A 22604-nucleotide genomic window follows, 5' to 3' on the forward strand; every position below is an offset into this window, starting at 1 on the left:
AATTTCAGCTACGACGTTCTTCTTCTCGCAACGTCAGCACTTCAAACCCATCCTCGGTCACCGCCACCGTATGCTCCCACTGCGCCGACAGGCTGTGGTCACGGGTAATCACCGTCCAGCCATCCTTCAGCGTGCGCGTCCCGCGCCCACCCTGGTTGATCATCGGTTCGATGGTAAACACCATCCCCGGCTTCAACTTCATGCCCATCCCGCGCTGGCCAACGTGCAGCACCTCAGGCCCTTCATGCATCTGCTGGCCAATGCCATGTCCGCAATACTCACGTACAACGCTGTAACCCGCCGCTTCGGCATGGGTCTGGATGGCATGGCCGATATCACCCAGCGTCGCCCCGGGGCGTACCTGTTCGATGCCTTTCCATAGCGCGTCATAGGTGGTGTCGACCAGGCGCTGCGCCTCATCGCTGATCGGCCCGATGCTGTACATCTTCGACGAGTCGGCGATATAGCCGCCTTGCTCCAGGGTGATGTCGACGTTGATGATCGAGCCTTCCTTCAGCACTTCATCGACCTTGGGCATGCCATGGCACACCACATGGTCCACCGAGGTGTTGAGCGAGTAGGGGAAACCGTACTGGCCCTTGCTTGCCGGGCGGGCCTTGAGCGTGCCGACGATGAACGCATCGGCACGGTCGTTGATCTGCATCGTGGTCACGCCGGGGCGGATGAAGCTGTCGAGGTCGGCGAACACCTGGGCCAGCAACTGGCCGGCGCGGCGCATCAGGTCGAGTTGGGCGGGGGTCTTGAGAATCACCTGGGACATGGGGGAGGGCAGTGGCTCATGCTGGAATGTGCCCCAGCATAGCGCCACGGGGTGCGGGGTTGCCACCGCATGGTGCGCTCCTGTGCCGGCCTCTTCGCGGGTGAACCCGCTCCCACAGGGACTGCACAGTCTGCAAACCTGTGGTGATCCTGTGGGAGCGGGTTTACCCGCGAAAGGGCAGGCACAGCTGGCCCATTAATTGCTGATCTACCGCTACCCAGGGCTATCAACGTCGACAGCCCACAAACCTTCACGACAAAGGCGCCGTGTTGCCCCGCTTGCCCAGCAAGCAGGGGCAGCCGGCGCCTTTTTGCGTTTCCTACAGGAGCCCGCCCATGGCCAACAGCGAAGTGCGCAGCGTCTGCCCTTACTGCGGCGTCGGTTGCGGCATCGTCATGAGCGTTGCCGATGGCAAGGTCGGCAAGATCAGCGGCGACAAGCTGCACCCCAGTAACTTCGGCCGCCTGTGCACCAAAGGCCTCACCGCACACCTGCCGCTGACCGCTGCCGGCCGTATGGAAGATGCCTATGTGCGCCAGCAGCGCAGCCAGCAGCCAGCGCGTACCGGCATCGACCAGGCCATCGCCGCTGCCGCTAGCCGCCTGCTCGGCATCATCGACCAGCACGGCCCGGACGCCGTGGCGCTGTACGTTTCCGGGCAAATGTCGCTGGAGGCCCAGTACCTGGCCAACAAGCTGGCCAAGGGCTTTATCCGCACTCGCCACATCGAGTCCAACTCGCGCCTGTGCATGGCCAGCGCTGGCAGCGGCTACAAGTTGTCGCTTGGCGCCGATGGCCCGCCCGGCAGCTACCAGGACTTCGAGCACGCCGACGTATTCCTGGTGATCGGCGCCAACATGGCCGACTGTCACCCGATCCTGTTCCTGCGCCTGCTCGACCGGGTGAGGGCGGGCGCCAAGCTTATCGTCATCGACCCGCGGCGCAGCGCCACCGCCGATAAGGCCGACCTGTTCCTGCAAGTGCGTCCCGGTAGCGACATGGCCTTGCTCAATGGCCTGCTGTATCTGTTGCAGCGCAACGGCCACACCAACCCCGACTTCATCGCCCGCCACACAGAAGGCTGGGACGAACTGCCGGCTTTCCTCGACGACTACACCCCTGAACGCGTGGCCGCCATCACCGGGCTGGCCGAGGCCGACATCATCAGGGCCGCCGAATGGATCGGCGGCGCCAGCAACTGGATGAGCTGCTGGACCATGGGCCTGAACCAGAGCATCCATGGCACCTGGCACACCAATGCGATCTGCAACCTGCATCTGGCCACGGGCGCCATCTGCCGCCCCGGCAGCGGGCCGTTCTCGCTGACCGGCCAGCCCAATGCCATGGGCGGCCGCGAGATGGGCTATATGGGCCCGGGCTTGCCAGGCCAGCGCTCGGCGCTGGTAGCGCAAGACCGCGCCTTCGTCGAGCAGCAGTGGCAACTGGCACCGGGCAGCCTGCGCAGTGAGGGCGGCGAGGGCACGGTGGCGCTGTTCGAACAGATGAAAAGCGGCGCGGTGAAAGCCTGCTGGGTCATCTGTAGCAACCCGGTGGCCAGCGTCGCCAACCGCCAGCAGGTGATCGACGGCCTGCGCCAGGCCGAATTGGTGATTACCCAGGATGCCTTCCTCGACACCGAAACCAACCGTTACGCCGACATCCTCCTGCCGGCCGCACTGTGGGCTGAAGGGGAAGGCGTGATGATCAACAGCGAGCGCAACCTCACCCTGATGCCACGCGCCGTCGAGCCGCCCGGGCAGAGCCTGCCCGACTGGCAGATCATCGCCCGGGTCGCCTGCGCCATGGGCTACGCCGACGGCTTCGACTACCCCGATGCCGAAGCGGTGTACGAGGAGATCCGCCGCTTCCATAACCCGGCCTCCGGCTACGACCTGCGTGGTATCGGCTATGCCGAACTGCGCGAGCAGCCGCGCCAGTGGCCCTGCGCCCCGGGCCGCGACAACCCGCGCAGCCCGCTGCGCTACCGCAACGACGGCAGCAGCCAGGCGCTGTTGCACGACGCCCAGGGCGAATGCCCGGCGTTGGCCTTCCCGACCGCCAGCGGCAAGGCCCGTTTCTTCGCCCGGCCCTGGTTGCCGGCAGCGGAGCTGCCGGATGCCGATTACCCCATGGTGCTCAATACCGGCCGCGTACAGCATCAGTGGCACACCCTGACCAAGACCGGCAAGGTGCCGGCGCTGAACAAGCTGGAGCCTGGCCCCTTCATGGAGATCCACCGCGACGATGCCGCCCGTCTGGGCATCGCCGAAAAGGACCAGGTGGCCATCCGCTCGCGCCGTGGGCAGGCCGTGCTGCCCGCGCGAATCAGCGACCGGGTCATGCCGGGCAACTGCTTTGCCCCATTTCACTGGAACGACCTGATCGGCGAGCAGCTGGCGATCAACGCCGTGACCTGCGATGCGGTCGACCCGCTGTCGCTGCAGCCGGCGTTCAAGCACTGTGCCGTGACCCTGGAGCGGGTTGCAGGCGAGCGGATCGAAGCCCTTGATCTGAACACTGCCATTCCGCCGACCGCCGCCCTGTCCCGTCTGCTTGGCCTGGACACCCTGCCAGCCCCGGTACTGCCCGATGCTGCGCTGGCGGCGCCACGGCACCAGGTGTTGTGGGCCTCGCAGACCGGCAACGGTGAGTTGCTGGCCGAACGCTGTGCCGAGCGCCTGCGTGGTGCCGGCCTCGATGTGCAGCTCAGTTGCATGGACGCGGTCAGCCCGCGTCAGTTGCAGGGCGCCGCCAGCGTGGTGCTGATCGCCAGCACCTTTGGCGATGGCGACGCGCCCGACAGCGCGGCGGCGTTCTGGCACGCCTTGCAGGGGGAGCAGGGCGCCCACTGCGCCGAACTGCGCTATGCCGTACTGGCCCTGGGCGATTCCAGTTACGATCAGTTCTGCGGCTTTGGCCGCAAGCTTGACCAACGTCTGGCCGAACTGGGTGGGCGGCGCCTGCTGCAACGGGTGGACTGCGAGCCGGACTTCGACGACGCCTTCGCCGCCTGGCTCGATGCGCTGTTGCCTACGCTGGGCAGTGCCGCCGCACCGCAACCGGTCACCGAGCCTGCGCCCGTGGCGGCTTACAGCAAGCAGCAACCCTGGGCTGCCACCTTGCTGGAAAACCGCCTGCTCAACGGCCCGGGTGCCAGCAAGGAAACCCGTCAACTGGTATTCGACCTGAGCGGCAGCGGCTTCACCTATGCCGCGGGCGATGCCTTGGGCGTGTGGCCGCGCAACTGCCCGCAGCTGGTCGACGAACTGCTGGCGCTGATGCAGCTCGATGGCCAAACCATGGTCGAGCTCAAAGGCCAGCCCGCCATGCCGCTGACTGAAGCCCTGCAAGCGCACCTGGAGATTGCCAAGGTCACCGCGCAGCAGTTGCAGGCCTTCGCCAGCAATGCCCCGGACCTGCAGCGCCTGCTGCAGCCCGAGTGCAAGGCCGAGCTGCAGGACTGGTTGTGGGGCCGGCAACTGGTCGATGTGTTGCGCGCCTTCCCCCAGCAGTTGCCGCTGGCCAGCTGGCTGGCCCTGCTCAAACCGTTGCAGCCGCGCCTCTATTCGATCAGCTCCAGCCTGCTGGCGCACCCGGAGCAGGTGCACCTGACCGTTTCCACGGTGCGCTATGGTGCGCGCAAAGGGGTGTGTTCAAGCTTTCTTGCCGACCGCGCACAGGCGCTGAAGGTGGCCATCTTCCCGCAGGTGTCGAAGCACTTCCGCCTGCCCGAGGATGACTGCGTGCCGGTGATCATGGTCGGCCCCGGCACTGGTATTGCGCCGTTCAGGGCTTTCCTCGAAGAACGAGAGGCACGCGGGGCGAAAGGGGCTAACTGGCTGTTCTTCGGCGAGCAGTACGCGGCCACCGATTTCTATTACCAGGAGCAGCTACAAGCTTGGCAGGCTGCAGGGCACTTGCGGCTGGACACGGCGTTTTCACGCGACCAGGCCGAGAAGGTCTACGTGCAGCAGCGCATGCTCGAACAGGGCGCGCAGTTGTGGCGGTGGCTGGAGGCGGGGGCGTACTTCTTTGTGTGTGGCGATGCGCAGCGCATGGCCAGGGATGTGGATGCGGCGTTGCGGGCCATCGTGGCCGAGCATGGCGGCATGGATGCGGCGGCGGCGGGGGCTTATGTCGAAGCGCTGGGCAAGGCCAGGCGGTATCGGCGGGATGTGTATTGATGTGCGCCAAGATGGGGAGTGATGCACTTGGAATGTGCACTTGCTGTGCTGGCCTCTTCGCGGGCACGCCCGCTCCCACAGGTACTGCAAAGGTCTGAAAAAACGTGGAGGACCCTGTGGGAGCGGTCGTACACCGCGAAGAGGCCAGTACAGGAAACAGGGTTGGCACAGTCCCTGCTTTATCCCAGTTACAACAAAGCCCACTGATCAACGGCGATCAACCCGGGCCCACTACCGCGATGAATACAGGCAAAGGCGCCTGGAGCTTCGGCTCCAGGCGCTTTTTTTTTGATCGAGGATCGGCTTATGAAGGCAACAGCGAGCAGCGGGCAACGAGAGCGACTGGTCATCGTCGGCAACGGCATGGTCGGCCACCATTGCGTCGAACAACTGGTCAGCCGCGGCGCCCTGCAGCGCTTCGAGGTGCATGTGTTCGGCGAAGAGCGCCAACGCGCCTACGACCGCGTGCACTTGTCCGAGTACTTCGGCGGCAGCTGTGCCGAAACCCTGGCCCTGTGCGGGCAGGACTTCTACGGCGCCAACGGTGTGCACCTGCACCTCGGCGAAGCGGTACTGGAAATTGACCGTGAGTGCGGCGAAGTGGTCACTGCTGAGGGCCGCTACGGTTACGACCACCTGGTGCTGGCCACAGGCTCCTATCCCTTCGTGCCACCGATCGAAGGCTCCAGCGGCAATGCTCGGCTGGTCTACCGCACCCTCGACGACCTCGACGCCATCCGCGCTGCCGCAGCCAGCGCCCGCCGTGGCGTGGTAGTGGGCGGTGGCCTGCTTGGCCTGGAAGCGGCCAACGCCCTCAAGTCGCTGGGCCTGGAAGCCCATGTGGTGGAGTTCGCCCCACGGCTGATGCCGGTGCAGCTGGACGGCGAGGGCGGCGCCGCGCTCAAGGCACAGATCGAAGCGCTGGGCGTGGGTGTGCATCTGTCGCGTGCCACCCAGTCGATCAGTGCGGGGGAAGACTACCGCTACCGCATGAACTTCGATGGCGGCGAGCACCTGGAAACCGACCTGATCGTGTTCTCCGCGGGTATCCGCCCGCAGGATGCCCTGGGCCGTGCCTGTGGCCTGGATATCGCCGCGCGTGGCGGGGTGGTGATCGACAACCACTGCCGCAGCAGCGACCCACGCATTTTCGCCATCGGTGAGTGCGCCTCGTGGAACGGCAGCGTGTTCGGCCTGGTTGCCCCGGGCTACAGCATGGCGCGCAACCTGGCGGCGCTGCTGATGGGGGAAGCCGCTGGCGAATTCACCGGTGCCGACATGTCCACCAAGCTCAAGTTGCTGGGCGTGGATGTCGGCTCCATCGGCGATGCCCATGGTGCCACCCCGGGGGCACGCAGCTACCGCTTCATTGACGAAGCCAACAGCGCCTACCGCCGGCTGGTGGTGGATGCCAGCGGCAAGCACGTACTTGGTGCGGTGCTGGTCGGCGACAACAGCTATTACGACACCCTGTTGCAGTACGCCCAGAACGGCATTGCCCTGCCGGCCGACCCGGCGGCACTGATCCTGCCGCAAGGCGGCGGCGCACCGGCGCTGGGCGCCGATGCGCTGCCCGACAGCGCGACCATCTGCTCCTGCCACAACGTCAGCAAGGGCGCGGTCTGCGCCGCCATCGACAGCGGCTGCGGCGACCTTGCCGCCGTCAAGGGCTGCACCAAAGCTGCCACCGGTTGTGGTGGATGCGCGGCCCTGCTCAAGCAGGTATTCGAGCACGAGCTGACCGCCCGTGGCGTGGCGGTGGACAAGAGCCTGTGCGAGCACTTTGCCTACACCCGCCAGGAGCTGTACGGGCTGGTACGGGTGGAGGGCATCCGCACCTTCAGCGAGCTGCTCGAACGTCACGGCAAAGGCCATGTTGGGTGCGATATCTGCAAGCCGGCGGTGGGCAACATCCTGGCCTCGTGCTGGAACCAGCCGATCATGGACCCGGCGCTGGTGCCGCTACAGGACACCAACGACACCTTCATGGCCAATATGCAGAAGAACGGTACCTACTCGGTGGTGCCGCGTATCCCCGGTGGTGAAATCACCCCCGACAAGCTCATCGTGATCGGCCAGGTGGCCAAGAAGTACGACCTGTACACCAAGATCACCGGTGGCCAGCGCATCGACCTGTTCGGCGCCCAGTTGCACGAACTGCCGCTGATCTGGGGCGAGCTGATCGAAGCCGGCTTTGAAACCGGGCATGCCTATGGCAAGTCGACCCGCACGGTGAAATCGTGCGTCGGCAGCACCTGGTGCCGTTACGGCGTGCAGGACAGTGTTGGCATGGCCCTGCGCCTGGAAGACCGCTACAAAGGCCTGCGCAGCCCGCATAAGCTCAAGTTCGCCGTATCTGGCTGCACCCGTGAATGTGCCGAGGCGCAGAGCAAGGACATCGGCGTGATCGCCACCGACAAGGGCTGGAACCTTTACGTGTGTGGCAACGGCGGCATGCGCCCGCGGCATGCCGAGCTGTTCGCCACCGACCTTGATGACGAGACCCTGGTACGCCTGATCGACCGCGTGCTGATGTTCTACATCCGCACCGCCGACAAGCTGCAGCGCACCTCGGTGTGGCGCGAGAACCTGGAAGGCGGGCTGGACTACCTGAAACAGGTAGTCATCGATGACAGCCTGGGCCTGGCCAGCGAGCTGGAAGCGCAGATGCAGCATGTGGTGGACCAGTACGAATGCGAGTGGGCCAACGCCCTCAACGACCCCGAGAAGCTCAAACGCTTCCGTACCTTCGTCAACGACCGCCGTGCCGATCCGGACGTGCATTACGTGCGCGAACGCGAACAGCGCCGGCCTGCTGCGCCGCTGCACCTGATCCCAACTGTCGAGGAGGCTGTCTGATGAACCTGTCCAATGCTGCTGTGAAAACCCGAGAAACCTGGCAGGCCGTGTGCCAGGCGGATGACCTGGTGGCGGATTCCGGGGTGGTGGTGTGGCTTGACGGTGCCCAGGTGGCGCTGTTCTACCTGCCAGGGCAGGCGCAGCCGCTGTACGCGGTGGACAACCGTGACCCGCGCTCCGGCGCCAACATCATCGGCCGCGGGCTGGTGGGCAGTGTGCAGGGCGAACTGGTGGTGGCGGCGCCGTTGTACAAGCAGCACTTCAGCCTGCGGAGCGGGGAGTGCCTGGAAGATTCCGGGCAGCGTTTGCGGGTGTGGCCGGTGCGTTTGAGTGGTGAGACGGTGGAGTTGGCTGTGGCCTGATATTCATCTGCCGCCTGCACTGGCCTCTTCGCGGGTTTACCCGCGAAAGGGCCGGTACAGGCTATCTGCATGCGGTAAGCTTGAGCCCATGAACCTCGACACCCGCATCAAGTACCGCCACCTGCTGTGCTTCCTGGAGATTGCCCGGCAGGGCAGCCTGGCCAGGGCTGCCGACATCCTGGCAATCAGCCAGCCGGCCATCTCCAAGACCCTGAAGGAACTCGAAGAGCTGCTGGAAACACGCCTGTTCGCGCGCAGCCGCCAGGGCGTCGAGCTGACCCCGGCCGGCACGCGTTTCATGCGTTACGCCGGACCCAGCGTGCAAGCCCTGCGCGATGGCGTGAGCAGCCTGCGTGGTGAAGCGCGGGCGCCGTCGCAGGTGCGTATTGGCGTGCTGTCCACGGTCGAAGGCCTGCTCATGCCCGAGGTGCTGTGCCGCCTGCACCAGCGGCATGACGCGTTGGTGATCAGTGTGGTCACCGGGGTCAGCGCGCAACTGCTCGGCCAGTTGCGCCTGGGCGAACTGGAGCTGGTGGTCGGGCGCATGACCGACAGCCCGCAGATCCAGGGCCTGTCGTTCGAGCACCTGTACAGCGAGTCGATGAGCCTGGTGGTGCGGCCTGGCCACCCGTTGCTGGCCGGCACGCCGGTGGAGCGGGCGCAGGTGGGGCGTTACCCGTTGGTATTGCCGCCCGCAGGCACCACGATCCGCCAGCATGCCGACAGCCTGTTTGTGCAATGTGGCATCCAGATGCCGGCCCAGCGCCTGGAAACCCTGTCACTGGCGCTGAGCCGGCGCTACCTGCTGGGCAGCGATGCAGTGTGGGTGGCGCCGCGCGACGCGGTGCTGCTCGACCTGCGCCGGGGCGAGCTGGTCGAGCTCGACCTGGGTGTGCGCGAGCCGGGCGGCTCGGTGGGCATCTGCCGTAATGCTGCGTTGCCGCAGAGTCTGCCGGGGCAGTGGGTGTGCGAAGTGCTGCGCGAGGTGGCGGGGCAGTACCGTGAGGGCAATTACCCCTGAGGGCCAATGCAGGCTTCTCGGCATTCCGCGAAATAAATCCCCCGCAAAACCGGGCAAAGGCGGCACAACCGGTCAATACTGGCCAATGGCTGCACATCCTTTGATGAATAACCGTTTAACTACTGAACTTCCTTACCAAAACCCGCTCCTATGCCGGTAGCCATTGGTCATGGCCGCCTGCTAAGCTCGCGGCTTTACCCTGATTGCCCTTATGGCGCATGAACAAGGAAATAGCATGAAACAGCATCGTTTGGCGGCTGCGGTTGCCCTGGTAGGCCTGGTACTGGCTGGCTGTGATCAACAGACCAGCAGCCCCGAGCTGAAGACTCCGGCACAGAAAGCCTCCTACGGTATCGGCCTGAACATGGGCAAGAGCCTGGCTCAGGAAGGCATGGAAGACCTTGATTCGAAAGCAGTCGCCCTCGGCATCGAAGACGCCGTTGGCAAGAAAGAACAGCGCATCAAGGACGAAGAGCTGGTAGAAGCCTTCACCGCGCTGCAGAAGCGTGCCGAAGAGCGCCTGGCCAAGGCCAGCGAAGAAGCCGCCTCCGCCGGCAAGAAATTCCTTGAGGAAAACGCCAAGAAGCCAGGCGTGGTCACCACTGCCTCGGGCCTGCAGTACGAAGTGGTCAAGAAGGCCGACGGCCCGCAGCCCAAGCCGACCGACGTGGTCACTGTCCACTACGAAGGCAAGCTGATCGATGGCAAGGTGTTCGACAGCTCCGTCGAGCGCGGCAGCCCGATCGACCTGCCGGTCAGCGGCGTGATCCCGGGTTGGGTCGAAGGCCTGCAACTGATGCACGTCGGCGAGAAGTACAAGCTGTTCATCCCGGCTGAACTGGCCTACGGCGCGCAGAGCCCAAGCCCGCTGATCCCGGCCAACTCGGTACTGGTGTTCGACCTGGAACTGATCGCCATCAAGGATCCGGCCCAGCTGCAAGGCGCCGAGCCGGAAGCTGAAGCCCCTGCTGACGCTCCAGCCGAAGCGCCTGCCAAGTAACACTGGCTGGCCCACGCAAAACGCCCCGTCCTGACGGGGCGTTTTCGTTTGTGCAGGGTGGTTGGACGAACCTGCAACTGCTGATACTGTCCGAGGAAATGCAGCGTGAAGCAGCAAGATGCTTCTGACGCAAATCGTTTGCGACGTAGGCACCCATGGTGTGAAACGACTGTGTAAAAAACGCCCGATCTGACCGGGGCCCTTGCCTGGCAGGCACCCGGGGTCAGAAACGTCGCCCTGTTCACAAGGTTATCCACAATAAATGTGGATAACCTTTTCCGCCTGGAGGCTCCATGAGCGCACCCTGGAATTTCGCCCGTTTCCTGCCCTTGGCCGAGCGGCTGCTCAGCCGTGGCCGGTTGCCGGCCTTGCTGTTCGCAGTCGCCCGCAAAGGCCCGCGCATCGGCCAGCTGCGTGAAGACGTGAAGCTGCTGCAGTCATTGTGCCTGGCCTGGTGGCGCGGCGAGTACCGTGCCATCAGCCCCAGGGCCCTGGTCACCATCGTCGCTGGCCTGTTGTATTTCGTCAGCCCCATCGATGCCATCCCCGACTGGTTGCTGGGCGTGGGTTTCCTCGACGACATCGCGGTGCTGGGTTGGGTACTGAAGACCGTGGCCGACGAACTGGCGCGCTTCAAGGCCTGGCGCGACAGCCAGGCGCCCGAGCGGCTGCGTGTGGTCGAGCGCCTGCCGGCCACTCCCGAAGCCCTGCGTTTGGAGCGCAATACGCAGTGAAACTGGCCCGAGCTACTCCTCAACTGCACAGACCCCGGAGTTGGTAATATAATTGGCATAAGGGTTATGCCTACGGATTACATGCTGTAATCCTTTTTAAAGGGGTTTGTAATGGGTATTCAGGTCATCAGCCGGGACGGTCAGCCCGAGTACGCCGTCGTTCCCTGGGAGCAGTACCAGGCACTGCTCAAGGCTGCGGGGCAGGCGCCTGCCGAGGTGGTTGCCATTGAAGCGCAGGGCGATGCAGCCAGTGCGCCATTGCCGGCCTTCAGCGAAGTGGCACAGATTCGCCAGGCCAAGGGCATCGCCCCTGAGCAACTGGCGCGCAATGTCGGCGTGAGCCCGGCTTACCTGGCCATGATCGAATCGGGCGAACGCCAGCCTGATGCTGCCATCCGCCGCGCCCTGGCCTGGCATCTGGGGGTGGCTGGCTGGAGCGAGCCATCATGAGCCAGGTCAGGATCAGCCGTCAGCACTGGGATAACCTGCTGGGCGAGCTTGACCTGGCCCGTCGTCAACGTCACTTGCTGACATACCGAGCGTTGATCGAACGCTTGCAATTACCCAGCCCGGCCATGCAGACGCTGACCGCCGCGCTGGAGTACCTGGCGGTGCTGGACGCCCGCGCCGAGCAACCATTGCGCAGCTCGCTGGTGATCAGCCAGGGTGCCAGCCGTTTGCCGCGTACCGGCTTCTTCGAGTGCGTTGAACGGTTGGGCCGATTTTCCGGGCCGGTCGACGGCATGGAAGCGGCCTCATGGCATGCCTCCGAGGTGGTCAGGGTGTTCGAGTACAGCTACCCCGAATCGGCCTGACTCGTTGCCTGTTCCGGCCTCTTCGCCGGTAAACCCGCTCCCACAGATACAACACAAGGCTCAAGATCCGTGATGAACCTGTGGGAGCGGGCGTGCCCGCGAAGAGGCCATAACAGGCAGTGCATGCCTGTGAATCAATCCACAAGCCCGGCCATCGGCATCCACCACCTCCAATGCCTCCAGGTGCTGATGCCGGCCAAACAGCTCCAGCAACTGCCCAATCGTGGCATTGAGCCGCACCGTCGGCTGTTCGGCCAACGGCAGCTTCATCAGCGCCGGTAGTGGCAGGCTTTCGCGCACCCCCAGCTCCTGCGGCCGCCCCAGCAGGTAACCCTGCACCAGGTCCACGCCCATCTCCATCAGCACCGCCAGCTCCTCCGCCAACTCGATGCCTTCGGCAATCACCTGCGCCTTCGACGCCCGGGCGATCTGCAATATCGACCCGACGAACTCACGCTTGAGCGGGTCGCGGTGGATGCCGTCGATGAAATGCCGGTCGATCTTCACATATTCGGGGCGCAGCTCCGACCACAGGCGCAGGCTCGAATAACCCGCCCCCAGATCGTCGATTGCAATCGAGAAGCCCATGTCACGGTAGTGGTGCAGGGCATTGGATAGCAGTTGGAAGTCGTCGGTCGGGGTATGTTCGGTCAGCTCGATCACCACCCGGCTGGGCGACAGGCCGACCTGCTCAAGCAGTTTCAGGGTCTGGCCGGATGGGTAATGCGGCTCCAGCAGCGTCTCCGGCGAGACGTTGAGAAACAGCTTGCCCTGCAACTGCTGTTCGCTGAAACGCCGGCAGGCGCTTTCCCGGCAGGCGGCCTCCAGCTCGGTCAGGCGACCGGCCTGGCGGGCGATGGTAAACAGGTTCAGCGGTGCGTGCAGTGGGCTGTTGGACGGCCCGCGGCTCAGCGCCTCATGGCCGTAAACCCGTTGTTCGCTCAGGCACATGATCGGCTGGAACAGACTGTGAATGCTGCGTTGAGCCAGGATGGCACTCAAGGCACTGAGCTGCTCGGCAACGGTCATGACGTATTCCTGAAAATGAAAGGGCCGGGCGTTTCCACGCCCGGCCCCTCTATTTCACGAGAGCGCGATGACTGCTTGATGACAGGTCACATTATTCTGCCATCATTGCCGTTGCGCCTTACTTCTTGGCCACCTTGGTGCTCGCACTCAGGTAGTCGATCAGGATGCGACCGGTTTCCGACAGGTAGGCATCGTCTTCCGGCTTGGTGTTCTCATCCTCGGTCGGCAGCGCATCCTCGTCCTCTTTCTTCAGCTCTTTCAGCGGCTCTTCACCCTTGGCCTTGCGGCGGATGTTTTCCAGCGCCAGCTGCTTGGCCTCGATCTCATCGTGGCGTGCGCGACGGTCCTGCTCGTTGAGGCTGACGGTCTTCTCGTTCAGCAGCTTCTGGGTCAGGGCCAGGCGGTCGCGGATGTAGGTGAACTCCGCGTCCTTGTCGCTGCGGGCTTCATGCTGGGCTTTCAGCTGGGCCAGGAACGGCTTGAACGGATCGGCCGCCGGCTTGACTACCGGGCGGATGGTGTCCCACGGCATGGCCTCGGGCAGGGCGCTCTCGCCGATTTCCTTGGTGTCGATGATCGATGGGTAGTCGATGTCCGGCAGCACGCCCTGGTGCTGGGTGCTCTGCCCGGAAACCCGGTAGAACTTGGCCAGGGTAAGCTTCAGCTCGCCATGGTTGAGTGGCTGGATGGTCTGCACGGTGCCTTTGCCGAAGGTCTGGCCGCCGATGATCAGCGCGCGGTGGTAGTCCTGCATGGCACCGGCGAAGATCTCCGAAGCCGAGGCCGACAGGCGGTTGACCAGCAACGCCAGCGGGCCCTTGTAGAAGGCACCTGGGTTTTCGTCTTCCAGCACGTCGACGCGGCCGTCGCTGTTGCGTACCAGCACGGTCGGGCCTTTTTCGATGAACAGGCTGGTCAGTTCGGTGGCTTCCTGCAGCGAGCCGCCGCCGTTGTTACGCAGGTCGATGACCACGCCGTCGACTTTCTCTTTCTGCAGTTCGGTGAGCAGTTTCTTCACGTCACGCGTGGTGCTCTTGTACTCCGGATCACCGGCGCGGTAGGCCTTGAAGTCCAGGTAGAAGGCCGGGATCTCGATGATGCCCAGCTTGTAGTCACGCCCGTCCTGCTTGAGCTTGAGCACCGACTTCTTCGCCGCCTGCTCTTCAAGCTTAACCGCCTCGCGGGTGATCGCCACGATCTTGCTGGTCTGGTCGCTAGGCGCGTTGCTGGCCGGGATGATTTCCAGGCGCACCACCGAGCCTTTCGGGCCACGGATCAGCTTGACCACTTCGTCCAGGCGCCAGCCGACCACGTCGACCATTTCCTTGTTGCCCTGGGCCACACCGATGATCTTGTCGGCCGGGGCCACCTGCTTGGTCTTGGCCGCCGGGCCTGCCGGCACCAGGCGCACGATCTTGACCTGGTCGTTGTCGCTTTGCAGCACCGCACCAATGCCTTCGAGCGACAGGCTCATGTTGATGTCGAAGTTCTCGGCGTTGTCCGGCGACAGGTAGTTGGTGTGCGGGTCGTAGGACTGGGCGAAGGTGTTGATGTAGGCCTGGAAGATATCTTCGGCACGGGTCTGGTCCAGGCGCGCCAGCTGGTTCTTGTAGCGCTTGGTCAGGGTTTCCTGGATCTGCTTGGGTTCCTTGCCGGCGATCTTCTGGCGCAGCACTTCGTCCTTGACGCGTTTGCGCCACAAGTCGTCGAGCTCGGCCTGGTCCTTCATCCACGGGGCATCCTTGCGGTCGATCAGCAAGGTTTCCTTGGCGTTGAAGTCGATCTTGTCCACGCCTTTGTTCAGCTCGGCCAGGGCGAAGTCCAGGCGTTGCTTGACGCGGTCCAGGTAGCGTTTGTAGATGGTGAAGCCCGGGTCGAGGTTACCGCTCTTGAGGAAATCGTCGAATTGCGTTTTCCATTTGTCGAATTCGGCAATGTCGGCAGCGGTGAAGTAGCTGCGCGCCGGGTCCAGCAGCTTGATGTAGCTGTCATAGATGATGACCGAGCGGGCGTCGTCCAGCGGCGGCTTGCTGTAGTGGTGGCGCTTGAGCAATTCCACCACGTTGAGGCTGGCGACGATCTCGTCGCGGTCCGGCTGCAGGCTGTCCCACTTGTTGGCGGCCACCGCATTGCCGCCGAGCGTGAGGCTGCCCAGGCCGATCATCAGCGCCAGGGCGGTGCTTGGGAGGAAATGCTTCATGCTGATTCGACGTGGAGACAATTGATCACGCATAGTAGGCCGTCTTTTCTGTTCACCGGTTGCAAAAAACCGGATGCATACTGCAAAAAGCCTGGGGACTTGGCGTTCCCAGGCTCGGTCATATGATTCAACTATGGAGGCACTGTGAAGGCATTGCAAGGCGTTGACGGACATGTGGCCTGGGTCGAGGCCGAACGCCCGACCTGCGACGCGGGCCAAGTGCGCATTCGCGTGGCTGCTGCGGGGCTGAACCGCGCCGATCTGCTGCAGATGAAAGGTTTGTACCCACCACCGCCAGGCGCCAGCCCGTACATGGGCCTGGAGTGTTCCGGCGTGATCGAAGAAGTGGGCGCCGGTGCCGACTGGCGCGTGGGTGACCGTGTTTGCGCGCTGCTGGCCAGCGGCGCCATGGCCGAGGAAGTGGTGGTCGATGCCCGCCACGTGCTGCCGGTACCCGAGGGCCTGAGCCTGCATGAAGCGGCGGCGTTGCCGGAAGTGTATGCCACTGCCTGGCTGAACATCTTCCAGCTGGGTGGCGTGAAAGCTGGCGAGAAGGTGCTGGTGCACGCTGGCGCCAGCGGCGTTGGCTCGGCCGCGATCCAGCTGTGCAAGGCGTTCGGCAGCCCGGTGTGGGTCAGTGTCGGTTCGCAGGACCGCCTGGCCTACTGCGAGGCGCTGGGCGCTGCCGGTGGCGTGGTACGTAACGAGAACCTGAAGGCGCTGGAAGGTTTCGGCCCGTTCGATGTGATTCTCGACCCGGTGGGTGCCAGCTACGGCGAGCTCAACCTCAAGCTGCTGGCCCGTGACGGCCGCTGGGTGATCATCGGCCTGATGGGCGGGCGCAAGTTCGAGCTGGACCTGGCACAGGTACTGGGCAAGCGTCTGGAGATTACCGGTTCCACGTTGCGCAACCGCGATGACGGCTTCAAGGCCGAGCTGCTGCGCGAGTTGCAGCAGCAGGTGTGGCCGCTGTTTGCCGAAGGGCGCCTGTCGCCGCAACTGGTGGATACCTACCCGGTGGAGTTTGCCCAGGCGGCGTATGCCGAGCTTGAGACCAACCAGGTGTCGGGCAAGCTGGTGATGGTGATAGACCCTAGCCTGGCGTAGGCAGGCCCGGCCTCTTCGCGGGTAAACCCGCTCCCACAGGGATTACCACAGGCTTGAAAACTGTGCGGTCCCTGTGGGAGCGGGTTTACCCGCGAAGAGGCCGGTGCAGGCGATGCGATTACCTCAGGCCCAGCTCAGGATCGGCCACTTGTTGATCTCGGCATGCTCCCGCAACACCGCATCCGGGTTCACCACATGCGGATGATCCACCTTCAGCAACAGTGGTAAATCATTCCGCGAATCGGAATAGAAACTTGCCCCCTCCAGGTTCTCCTGCTCCTGGTCCAGCCACTCCAGCAACCGCGTGATCTTCCCTTCGCGATAGGTCAGTACCCCATGGGTGTTGCCGGTATACACCCCGTTCACCGCCTCCAGCTCGATCGCCAGGTACTCGTCCACCCCCAGCCGCGCCGCAATCGGCCCGACCAGGTGCGTACCCGAAGCCGAAATGATCAGGATGCGATCCCCGCGTTTGCGGTGCTCGGCAATGCAGCGGCAGGCGTCGCCGTAGATGATCGGCTCGATCACCTCTTCGACCCATGGCTCCACCAGGTGCTCGACCTCTTCCAGGGTACGCCCGGCAATCGGCTCCAGGCTGAAGGCCATGTACTCCTCCATGCGCAGGTGGCCCCTGCCGTAGGCTTCCATCAGTTCATGGTCGCGGCGCAGGAACGCCTTGCCGTCGACCCAGCCCAGCCGGGCCATCTGCTCGCTCCACAGCGACGCGCAGTCGCCGTGGATCAGGGTTTCGTCCAGATCGAAAATTGCCAGTGCCATGTGTTGATGCTCCTTAGGCCACTTCCCGTAGCGCCGTGGGGTCGATCGACAAGCTTACCCGTTGCCCGTCCGCATGCAGGTCGGCCGGTGAGCGGTTGAGCACGTCGACCACCAGTTCCACCTCGCGCACCTGCACCCGGTAGCGGATCACGTTGCCCAGCAGGCTGTGGCTGCGCACTTCGGCGTCCAGTTCGCCGTTGATACCCAGGGTGATCGACTCGGGGCGGATCGCCAGGCGGCTGGCCACCGGGCGTTGCAGCAGGCGGCTGGCGCTGTCGGCGTCGAGCAGGTTGTAGTTGCCGATGAAGCCGGCGGCAAACAGGTCCACCGGCGCGGTGTAGAGGGTTTCGGCATCGCCGCTCTGGACGATGCGCCCCTGGTTCATCAGGAAGATGCGGTCGGACAGGGTCAGCGCCTCTTCCTGGTCGTGGGTGACGAAGATGGTGGTCAGCCCCAGCTCACGCTGGATGGCGCGGATCTGCTCGCGCAGGTGCTTGCGGATGCGCGCATCCAGTGCCGACAGCGGCTCGTCGAGCAGCAGCAGGCGCGGACGGGTGACCAGTGAGCGGGCCAGGGCCACGCGCTGGCACTGGCCGCCGGACAACTGGTGCGGGTAGCGCCCGGCGAAGTTGCCCAGCTCCACCAGTTCCAGCGCCTCGCGCACCCGGGCCTGGCTTTCATCGGCCTTGACCTTCTGCATGCGCAGACCGAAGGCGACGTTCTGCTCCACGGTCATGTTGGGGAACAGCGCGTAGCTCTGGAACACCATGCCAATGCCGCGCTTTTGCGGGCTCAGCGGCACGATGTCATGGCCGTCGAGGAGGATCTGCCCACTGTCCACCGGGGTCAGCCCGGCGATGCAGCGCAACAGCGTGGACTTGCCGCAACCGGACGGGCCAAGCAGGGTGACGAACTCGCCCCGTTCGATTTGGCAGTCGATGTTCTCGAACACCGGGCTGCCGGCGTAGCTTTTTTGCAGTTTCTGTACGCTGACGAAGCTCATGTCAGGTCTTGTCCTTGTTCAGGCGGTTGGCGACCCAGGTCAGTACCAGCACGAAGGCGAAGTACGAGATCACCAGCGCGCTGTTGAAGTGGCCGCTGCTGTTGCGCATGTTGTTCAGGTACACCTGCAGGGTCTCGTAGCGGGTACCGACCAGCAGGTTGGCGAACACGAACTCGCCGAACAGGAACGAGAACGACAGCAGCAATGCCACCATCAGGCCCTTGCGCAGGTTCGGCAGGACCACCAGCAGCGCCGCCTGCCAGGTGTTGGCGCCCAGCAGCTGGGCGGCGTCCATCAGGTCGCGCAGGTTGATCGCCTGCAGGTTGTTGGTGATGGCCCGGTACATGAATGGCAGGGCGATGGTGAAGTAGCAGCCGATCAGGATCCACGGTGTACCGACCATGGCCATGGGGCCGCTGCCATACAGCTGCAGCAGCCCCACCGACGACACCACCGGCGGCACCGCGAACGGCAGCAGGATGAGGATGTTCATCAGTGCATCGAGCCTGGGGAAGTGGTAGTGCACCACGAACAGCAGCGGCAGGATCAGCACCACTGACAGCAGCAGCGCGCCCACGCACACCAGCAGCGACTGGCCGAAGGCAGCCAGGAAGCGCGGCTCGCTCCACAGCGCGATGTACCACTTGAAGGTCAGACCGCTGGGCAGCAGGCTGGCCGACCAGCTGGTGGCCAGCGAGTAGAGCAGGGTGCCAGCCAGCGGCAGCAGCAGGATGAGGAACAGCAGGTAGACCACGACGCGGTGGTACCAGCCGCCGGAACGGGCGTCAGCGCGCATGGTAGCTCCTTTTCAGCAGCCATTGATGCACCACCGTGACCAGTGTCATCAGCCCCACCAGGACCATCGCCAGGGCGCTGGCCAGGTTGGGGTCGAGGCTGATGTCACCGGCTACCAGGCCGGCGATGCGGATCGGCAGTACGTTGAAGTTGCCGGTGGTCAGCGCGTACACGGTGGCGTAGGCACCGAGGGCGTTGGCCAGCAGGATGACGAAGGTGCCCAGTAGTGCCGGGGTCAGCACCGGCAGGCCGATGTGCCGCCAGAACTGCCAGTGGCTGGCACCCAGCAGCGCGGCCGACTCGCGCCAGTCTTCACGCAGGGCGTCGAACGCGGGGTACAGCAGCAACACGCCAAGCGGGATCTGGAAATAGGTGTACACCAGGATCAGCCCGCTCTTGGAATAAATGCTGAAGTCTTCCAGCAGGCCGACCTGCTTCAGCAGCAGGGTCAGTGCGCCGTTGAAACCGAGCAGGATGATGAAGGCGAAGGCCAGCGGCACCCCGGCGAAGTTGCTGGTCATGTTGGCGAAGGCGCTGACGAAGTCGCGCAGCTTCGAGTCCACCTGGCGCAGCGAGTAGGCGCCGACCGTGGCGATGACGATGCCGAACAGGCTCGACCAGAAGCTGATCTCCAGGCTGCGTTGCAGGGCCTGCAGGTAGAACTTCGAGGCGAACACCTTGCTGAAGTTGTCCACGCCCCAGCCCGCTTCCGATTGCAGGCTGTTGATCGCCACCCAGGCCAGCGGGGCGATCTGGAAGATGACGAAGAACACGGCGAACGGTAGCAGGCAGAGCAAGGCCAGGTAGCGGCCACGGGTGCTGCTGCTCTTGGCTGTAGTCACTTCAGCAGCTCCCGGCAGACGCTCTTGTCATGTGGCGCGCCGAGCAGCTCGCAGATGGTCCCGCACAGCTCGGTCTGCAGCGGTTTGGCTGCCGGGTCCAGGCTGAAGGCATCGCCGAAGACGAACAGCGGCACTTCGCGCTCCTCGGCCAGCAGGCCATTGTGCGAGCGGTCGTTGTTCATGCCGTGGTCGGCGGTGACCAGTACCTGGTAGCCTTCCTCAAGCCAGTCTGGCAGGTAGTCGGCCAGCAGGATGTCGGCGCTGCGCGCGGCGTTACGGTACTGGCTGCTATCCAGACCATGGCGGTGGCCGATGTCGTCGATACTCATCGGGTGCACCAGCAGGAAGTTGGGGGCGTGGCGGCGGCGCAGGTATTCGCCATCGGCCAGCAGGTGCGAATCGGGGTAACGGTCGTCCCAGTAGAACAGCCCGTGCTGAATCGGCAGCTTCGGCGCGTGGGTATGGCGGTCGCGCTGCGGGTCGAAGGGCGAGCGGTTGTACAGCTCGCTGATCCAGTGATAGGCCGCCGCCGCAGTGCCCAGGTTGGCCTCGCGGGCGTAATGGAACACGCTGCGCTGGTTGGACAAGCGGTTGACGTTGTTGTGCACGATGCCGCTGTCGATTGGTGGTACACCGGTGAGGATGCACTCGTACAGTGGCCGCGACAGCGACGGCAGTTCGCATTCCACGCGGTACAGCGCGGCACGGTCGGCCTCGACGTAGGCGTGCAGGTGGCCCATGGCGTGGTGGGCGACCTGGTAGTTGAGGCCGTCGAGCAGGACCAGGATGACGTTGTGTTGCATGGTGGCTCCAGTCATAAACCGCGTTGGCTTCTTCGCGGGTAAACCCGCTCCCACAGGGTCATGCGCCAGCCTTGAGACGCGTGCTTTACTTGTGGGAGCGGGTTTACCCGCGAAAGGGCCCGTCCAGGCGCTAGAGAAGCTAGCCCCTTACTCCATCTCGATGATCACCTGCTCCTGCCACATCTGCGGCAGTTTCTTCGAGCTCGCTTCCCAGGCCTCGGCATTCTTGATCGGCTGCGCGGCCTTGTACTGTTCGTTGGGCAGCAGCTTGGCCTGCACGTCTTCCGGCAGCTTCAGGTGCTCGGCACGGATCGGCCGTGCATGCCCCTTGGCCAGGTTGATCTGCCCGGCGTCGCTGAAGATGTATTCACGGGCCAGCTTGGCCGCATTCGGGTGCTTGGCGTACTTGTTGATGATGGTGGTATAGCCGGAGATCACCGAGCCATCCGACGGGATCAGTACGTCGAAACGCTTGGGGTCGATCTGTTCACGGTAGCTCAGGCCGTTGAAGTCCCACACCACGCCCACTTCCACCTCGCCCTTTTCCAGGGTCTGGATGGTCGGGTTGGCCAGCGACAGGCGCTTCTGCTGGGCCAGCTTGGTGAACAGTTGCAGGCCCGGTGCCAGGTTGGTTTCGTCACCCTTGTAGGCGATCGCCGCAGCCAGCACGCCGTTGGCGGCCTGGGCAGCGGTGCCGACGTCACCGATGGCGACCTTGTACTTGCCTTTTTCCAGGTCATGCCACGAGGTTGGCCGCTCACCTTCCTTGACCAGGTCCTTGTTGATGATGAAGGCGATGGTGCCGGTATAGGCCAGCGCCCAATGGCCGTCCTTGTCCTTGGCCCAGGTCGGTACCTGGTCCCAGGTGCTCGGTTTGTATGCCTGGCTCACGCCCTTGCTCACGGCGATCGGGCCGAAGGCGGCACCCACGTCGCCGATGTCGGCGCTGGCGTTGTCCTTCTCGGCTTCGAACTTGGCGATTTCCTGGGCCGAGCTCATGTCGGTGTCGCTGTGCTTGAGGCCGTACTTGCTGGCCAGGTCTTCCCAGGTGCCTTTCCAGTTGGCCCAGGCGTCGGGCATGCCCACGCTGTTGACAGTGCCTTCCTTGCGGGCGGCGTCTTCCAGGGCCTTGAGGTCGGTGCCGGCGGCCATGGCCGTGGTACACAACGCGATGGCCGAACCGAGCAGTGACGCCATGAAGAACTTTTTCATCCGAAGCTCCTTTGGGTGGGTGCCTTTGCGATCGTTGTTCTGGGTAAAACCGTTGCAAGCCGTTGACTGGCACCTTTGGTCTAGGTCAGCAAACCTTGAGCCAAGGTAGGCCGCTTGCATGACAGTTTGATGTAGGGAAGGGCCGGTGAAGGCCCTGAAGCTACAGCGTAGACCACGCAACCAACCCGGTTCTGCTGGCTTGGCGCGTTTCTGGTAGTGTCTGGCCAAAGCCTTTGTCACAGGATGTTCATCAGCCCTGCCTAGGCTTGCACTATTCTCCACATGCCCTGTGATGGGGCTGGACTAGTCCAGATAGGTAACCTTTCGATGCAGTCGATGCCACCGCGTGCGGTAACAGCCATCTGCCATGCCTTGCAGGAGCAGATCGAGCACGGCCTGCTGGCGCCGGGCGGCAAGCTGCCGGCCGAGCGCAGGCTCAGCGAGGTGTTCGATACCACGCGCATTACCCTGCGTGAGGCGCTGGTGCAGCTGGAAGCCCAGGGGCTGATCTATCGCGAAGAGCGTCGTGGCTGGTTCGTCGCGCCCGAGCGGCTGACCTACGACCTGATCGAGCGCAGCCACTTCCATGCCATGGTCCGTGACCAAGGGCGGGAGCCCAGTACCGAACTGTTGTCGGCGCGGCTGCAGCCGGCCTCGGCGGCCATCTGTGCGCGCTTGCAGCTGCCAGCGTTGTCCAGCGTGGTGCGTATCTGCAGGTTACGGCGGATCGATGGTCGGGCGGTGCTGTATGCCGAGCACTACCTCAATCCCCGGTACTTTCCGGAGATTCTCGAGCAGGACCTGGCGCAGTCGCTGACCGAGATTTATGGGCGGGTGTATGGCATCCAGTATGGGCAGGTGTGCTTCGAGATCTTGCCGACGGCGTTGCCGGTGGAGGCGGCCAGTGCCTTGAAAGTATCGGCGGGAAGCCCGGGGTTGCATATCACCCGAGTCAACAGTGACCAGCATGGGCACCTGATCGACTGTGACCTGGAGTATTGGCGGCATGATGCCATCCGCATTCGCGCTCAGGCTGGATGAAATGTTGGCTTCTTCGCGGGTAAACCCGCTCCCACAGGG

The 22604-nt window shown here is 64.1% G+C and carries 19 protein-coding genes; 10 read left to right on the forward strand and 9 right to left on the reverse strand.

Annotated features, from left to right (window positions below; translation table 11 throughout):
• Positions 1-4: 4 nt before the first annotated feature.
• Positions 5-781 (reverse strand): type I methionyl aminopeptidase, encoded by a 777-nt coding sequence (gene map / locus MKK04_RS06300; protein ID WP_207829229.1) that lies wholly within the window; start codon positions 779-781, stop codon positions 5-7.
• 335 nt (positions 782-1116) lie between these two features.
• Between map and MKK04_RS06305 the strand changes: the two genes are divergently transcribed.
• The 8 genes from MKK04_RS06305 to MKK04_RS06340 all read left to right on the forward strand — a co-directional run bounded on the left by MKK04_RS06305 (position 1117) and on the right by MKK04_RS06340 (position 11756).
• Positions 1117-4965 (forward strand): bifunctional nitrate reductase/sulfite reductase flavoprotein subunit alpha, encoded by a 3849-nt coding sequence (locus MKK04_RS06305; protein ID WP_241106350.1) that lies wholly within the window; start codon positions 1117-1119, stop codon positions 4963-4965.
• Positions 4966-5271: 306 nt separating this feature from the next.
• A complete protein-coding gene (gene nirB / locus MKK04_RS06310; protein ID WP_241106351.1) occupies positions 5272-7824 on the forward strand; it encodes a nitrite reductase large subunit NirB in 2553 nt (850 codons plus the stop codon).
• Entirely contained in the window at positions 7824-8186 is a 363-nt protein-coding gene (nirD, locus tag MKK04_RS06315; RefSeq protein ID WP_207829200.1) for a nitrite reductase small subunit NirD, read from the forward strand. Before nirB ends, nirD begins: the two co-directional genes overlap by 1 nt.
• Before the next feature lie 88 nt (positions 8187-8274).
• The gene (pcaQ, locus tag MKK04_RS06320) at positions 8275-9207 is read left to right on the forward strand and encodes a pca operon transcription factor PcaQ (protein ID WP_207829198.1); all 933 of its coding nucleotides are present in this window, start codon (positions 8275-8277) and stop codon (positions 9205-9207) included.
• A 235-nt stretch (positions 9208-9442) separates the two neighbouring features.
• Positions 9443-10207, forward strand: a complete 765-nt coding sequence (locus MKK04_RS06325) for an FKBP-type peptidyl-prolyl cis-trans isomerase (RefSeq protein ID WP_063911580.1) — start codon at positions 9443-9445, stop codon at positions 10205-10207.
• Positions 10208-10500: 293 nt separating this feature from the next.
• On the forward strand, positions 10501-10941 hold the full coding sequence (locus tag MKK04_RS06330; protein ID WP_112249352.1) for a YkvA family protein: 441 nt from the start codon (positions 10501-10503) through the stop codon (positions 10939-10941).
• A 111-nt stretch (positions 10942-11052) separates the two neighbouring features.
• Positions 11053-11391, forward strand: a complete 339-nt coding sequence (locus MKK04_RS06335) for a helix-turn-helix domain-containing protein (protein WP_063911581.1) — start codon at positions 11053-11055, stop codon at positions 11389-11391.
• The gene (locus MKK04_RS06340; RefSeq protein WP_063911582.1) at positions 11388-11756 is read left to right on the forward strand and encodes a hypothetical protein; all 369 of its coding nucleotides are present in this window, start codon (positions 11388-11390) and stop codon (positions 11754-11756) included. Before MKK04_RS06335 ends, MKK04_RS06340 begins: the two co-directional genes overlap by 4 nt.
• Before the next feature lie 60 nt (positions 11757-11816).
• On the opposite strand, the gene MKK04_RS06345 is transcribed toward MKK04_RS06340, so the two are convergent.
• A complete protein-coding gene (locus tag MKK04_RS06345) occupies positions 11817-12785 on the reverse strand; it encodes an EAL domain-containing protein (protein ID WP_207829189.1) in 969 nt (322 codons plus the stop codon).
• Between the two features lie 118 nt (positions 12786-12903).
• Entirely contained in the window at positions 12904-14985 is a 2082-nt protein-coding gene (locus MKK04_RS06350) for a carboxy terminal-processing peptidase (protein WP_241106352.1), read from the reverse strand.
• Positions 14986-15129: 144 nt separating this feature from the next.
• On the opposite strand from MKK04_RS06350, the gene MKK04_RS06355 reads away from it, so the two are divergent.
• On the forward strand, positions 15130-16092 hold the full coding sequence (locus MKK04_RS06355) for an NAD(P)H-quinone oxidoreductase (protein ID WP_241106353.1): 963 nt from the start codon (positions 15130-15132) through the stop codon (positions 16090-16092).
• A gap of 123 nt (positions 16093-16215) precedes the next feature.
• Here MKK04_RS06355 and MKK04_RS06360 read toward each other — a convergent pair whose 3' ends face one another.
• From MKK04_RS06360 to MKK04_RS06385, 6 genes are all read right to left on the reverse strand, one after another.
• Positions 16216-16869, reverse strand: coding sequence for an HAD family hydrolase (locus MKK04_RS06360; RefSeq protein ID WP_233687912.1), 654 nt, complete (start codon positions 16867-16869; stop codon positions 16216-16218).
• Between the two features lie 13 nt (positions 16870-16882).
• Entirely contained in the window at positions 16883-17872 is a 990-nt protein-coding gene (locus MKK04_RS06365; RefSeq protein WP_241106354.1) for an ABC transporter ATP-binding protein, read from the reverse strand.
• Between the two features lies 1 nt (position 17873).
• Positions 17874-18668: an ABC transporter permease gene (locus tag MKK04_RS06370; protein WP_063911588.1), complete on the reverse strand. Its 795-nt coding sequence runs from the start codon at positions 18666-18668 to the stop codon at positions 17874-17876.
• A complete protein-coding gene (locus MKK04_RS06375; RefSeq protein ID WP_207829175.1) occupies positions 18658-19509 on the reverse strand; it encodes an ABC transporter permease in 852 nt (283 codons plus the stop codon). Before MKK04_RS06375 ends, MKK04_RS06370 begins: the two co-directional genes overlap by 11 nt.
• Positions 19506-20312, reverse strand: coding sequence for an alkaline phosphatase family protein (locus tag MKK04_RS06380; protein WP_063911590.1), 807 nt, complete (start codon positions 20310-20312; stop codon positions 19506-19508). Before MKK04_RS06380 ends, MKK04_RS06375 begins: the two co-directional genes overlap by 4 nt.
• A 147-nt stretch (positions 20313-20459) precedes the next feature.
• A complete protein-coding gene (locus tag MKK04_RS06385; protein ID WP_233687911.1) occupies positions 20460-21524 on the reverse strand; it encodes an ABC transporter substrate-binding protein in 1065 nt (354 codons plus the stop codon).
• A gap of 327 nt (positions 21525-21851) precedes the next feature.
• Here MKK04_RS06385 and phnR point away from each other — a divergent pair, with 327 nt between their 5' ends.
• Positions 21852-22565: a phosphonate utilization transcriptional regulator PhnR gene (gene phnR / locus MKK04_RS06390; RefSeq protein WP_063911592.1), complete on the forward strand. Its 714-nt coding sequence runs from the start codon at positions 21852-21854 to the stop codon at positions 22563-22565.
• The last annotated feature ends 39 nt before the right edge of the window (positions 22566-22604 follow it).

The sequence above is a fragment of the Pseudomonas sp. LS.1a genome, assembly GCF_022533585.1.
In the GTDB taxonomy this organism is placed as follows: Bacteria; Pseudomonadota; Gammaproteobacteria; order Pseudomonadales; family Pseudomonadaceae; genus Aquipseudomonas.

What these genes read in the sequence shown, in the direction of transcription:
- map (WP_207829229.1), bottom strand. Translation starts at nt 781, where the DNA reads ATGTCCCAGGTGATTCTCAAGACCCCCGCCCAACTCGACCTGATGCGC.
- MKK04_RS06305 (WP_241106350.1), top strand. Translation starts at nt 1,117, where the DNA reads ATGGCCAACAGCGAAGTGCGCAGCGTCTGCCCTTACTGCGGCGTCGGT.
- nirB (WP_241106351.1), top strand. Translation starts at nt 5,272, where the DNA reads ATGAAGGCAACAGCGAGCAGCGGGCAACGAGAGCGACTGGTCATCGTC.
- nirD (WP_207829200.1), top strand. Translation starts at nt 7,824, where the DNA reads ATGAACCTGTCCAATGCTGCTGTGAAAACCCGAGAAACCTGGCAGGCC.
- pcaQ (WP_207829198.1), top strand. Translation starts at nt 8,275, where the DNA reads ATGAACCTCGACACCCGCATCAAGTACCGCCACCTGCTGTGCTTCCTG.
- MKK04_RS06325 (WP_063911580.1), top strand. Translation starts at nt 9,443, where the DNA reads ATGAAACAGCATCGTTTGGCGGCTGCGGTTGCCCTGGTAGGCCTGGTA.
- MKK04_RS06330 (WP_112249352.1), top strand. Translation starts at nt 10,501, where the DNA reads ATGAGCGCACCCTGGAATTTCGCCCGTTTCCTGCCCTTGGCCGAGCGG.
- MKK04_RS06335 (WP_063911581.1), top strand. Translation starts at nt 11,053, where the DNA reads ATGGGTATTCAGGTCATCAGCCGGGACGGTCAGCCCGAGTACGCCGTC.
- MKK04_RS06340 (WP_063911582.1), top strand. Translation starts at nt 11,388, where the DNA reads ATGAGCCAGGTCAGGATCAGCCGTCAGCACTGGGATAACCTGCTGGGC.
- MKK04_RS06345 (WP_207829189.1), bottom strand. Translation starts at nt 12,785, where the DNA reads ATGACCGTTGCCGAGCAGCTCAGTGCCTTGAGTGCCATCCTGGCTCAA.
- MKK04_RS06350 (WP_241106352.1), bottom strand. Translation starts at nt 14,985, where the DNA reads ATGAAGCATTTCCTCCCAAGCACCGCCCTGGCGCTGATGATCGGCCTG.
- MKK04_RS06360 (WP_233687912.1), bottom strand. Translation starts at nt 16,869, where the DNA reads ATGGCACTGGCAATTTTCGATCTGGACGAAACCCTGATCCACGGCGAC.
- MKK04_RS06365 (WP_241106354.1), bottom strand. Translation starts at nt 17,872, where the DNA reads ATGAGCTTCGTCAGCGTACAGAAACTGCAAAAAAGCTACGCCGGCAGC.
- MKK04_RS06370 (WP_063911588.1), bottom strand. Translation starts at nt 18,668, where the DNA reads ATGCGCGCTGACGCCCGTTCCGGCGGCTGGTACCACCGCGTCGTGGTC.
- MKK04_RS06380 (WP_063911590.1), bottom strand. Translation starts at nt 20,312, where the DNA reads ATGCAACACAACGTCATCCTGGTCCTGCTCGACGGCCTCAACTACCAG.
- MKK04_RS06385 (WP_233687911.1), bottom strand. Translation starts at nt 21,524, where the DNA reads ATGAAAAAGTTCTTCATGGCGTCACTGCTCGGTTCGGCCATCGCGTTG.
- phnR (WP_063911592.1), top strand. Translation starts at nt 21,852, where the DNA reads ATGCAGTCGATGCCACCGCGTGCGGTAACAGCCATCTGCCATGCCTTG.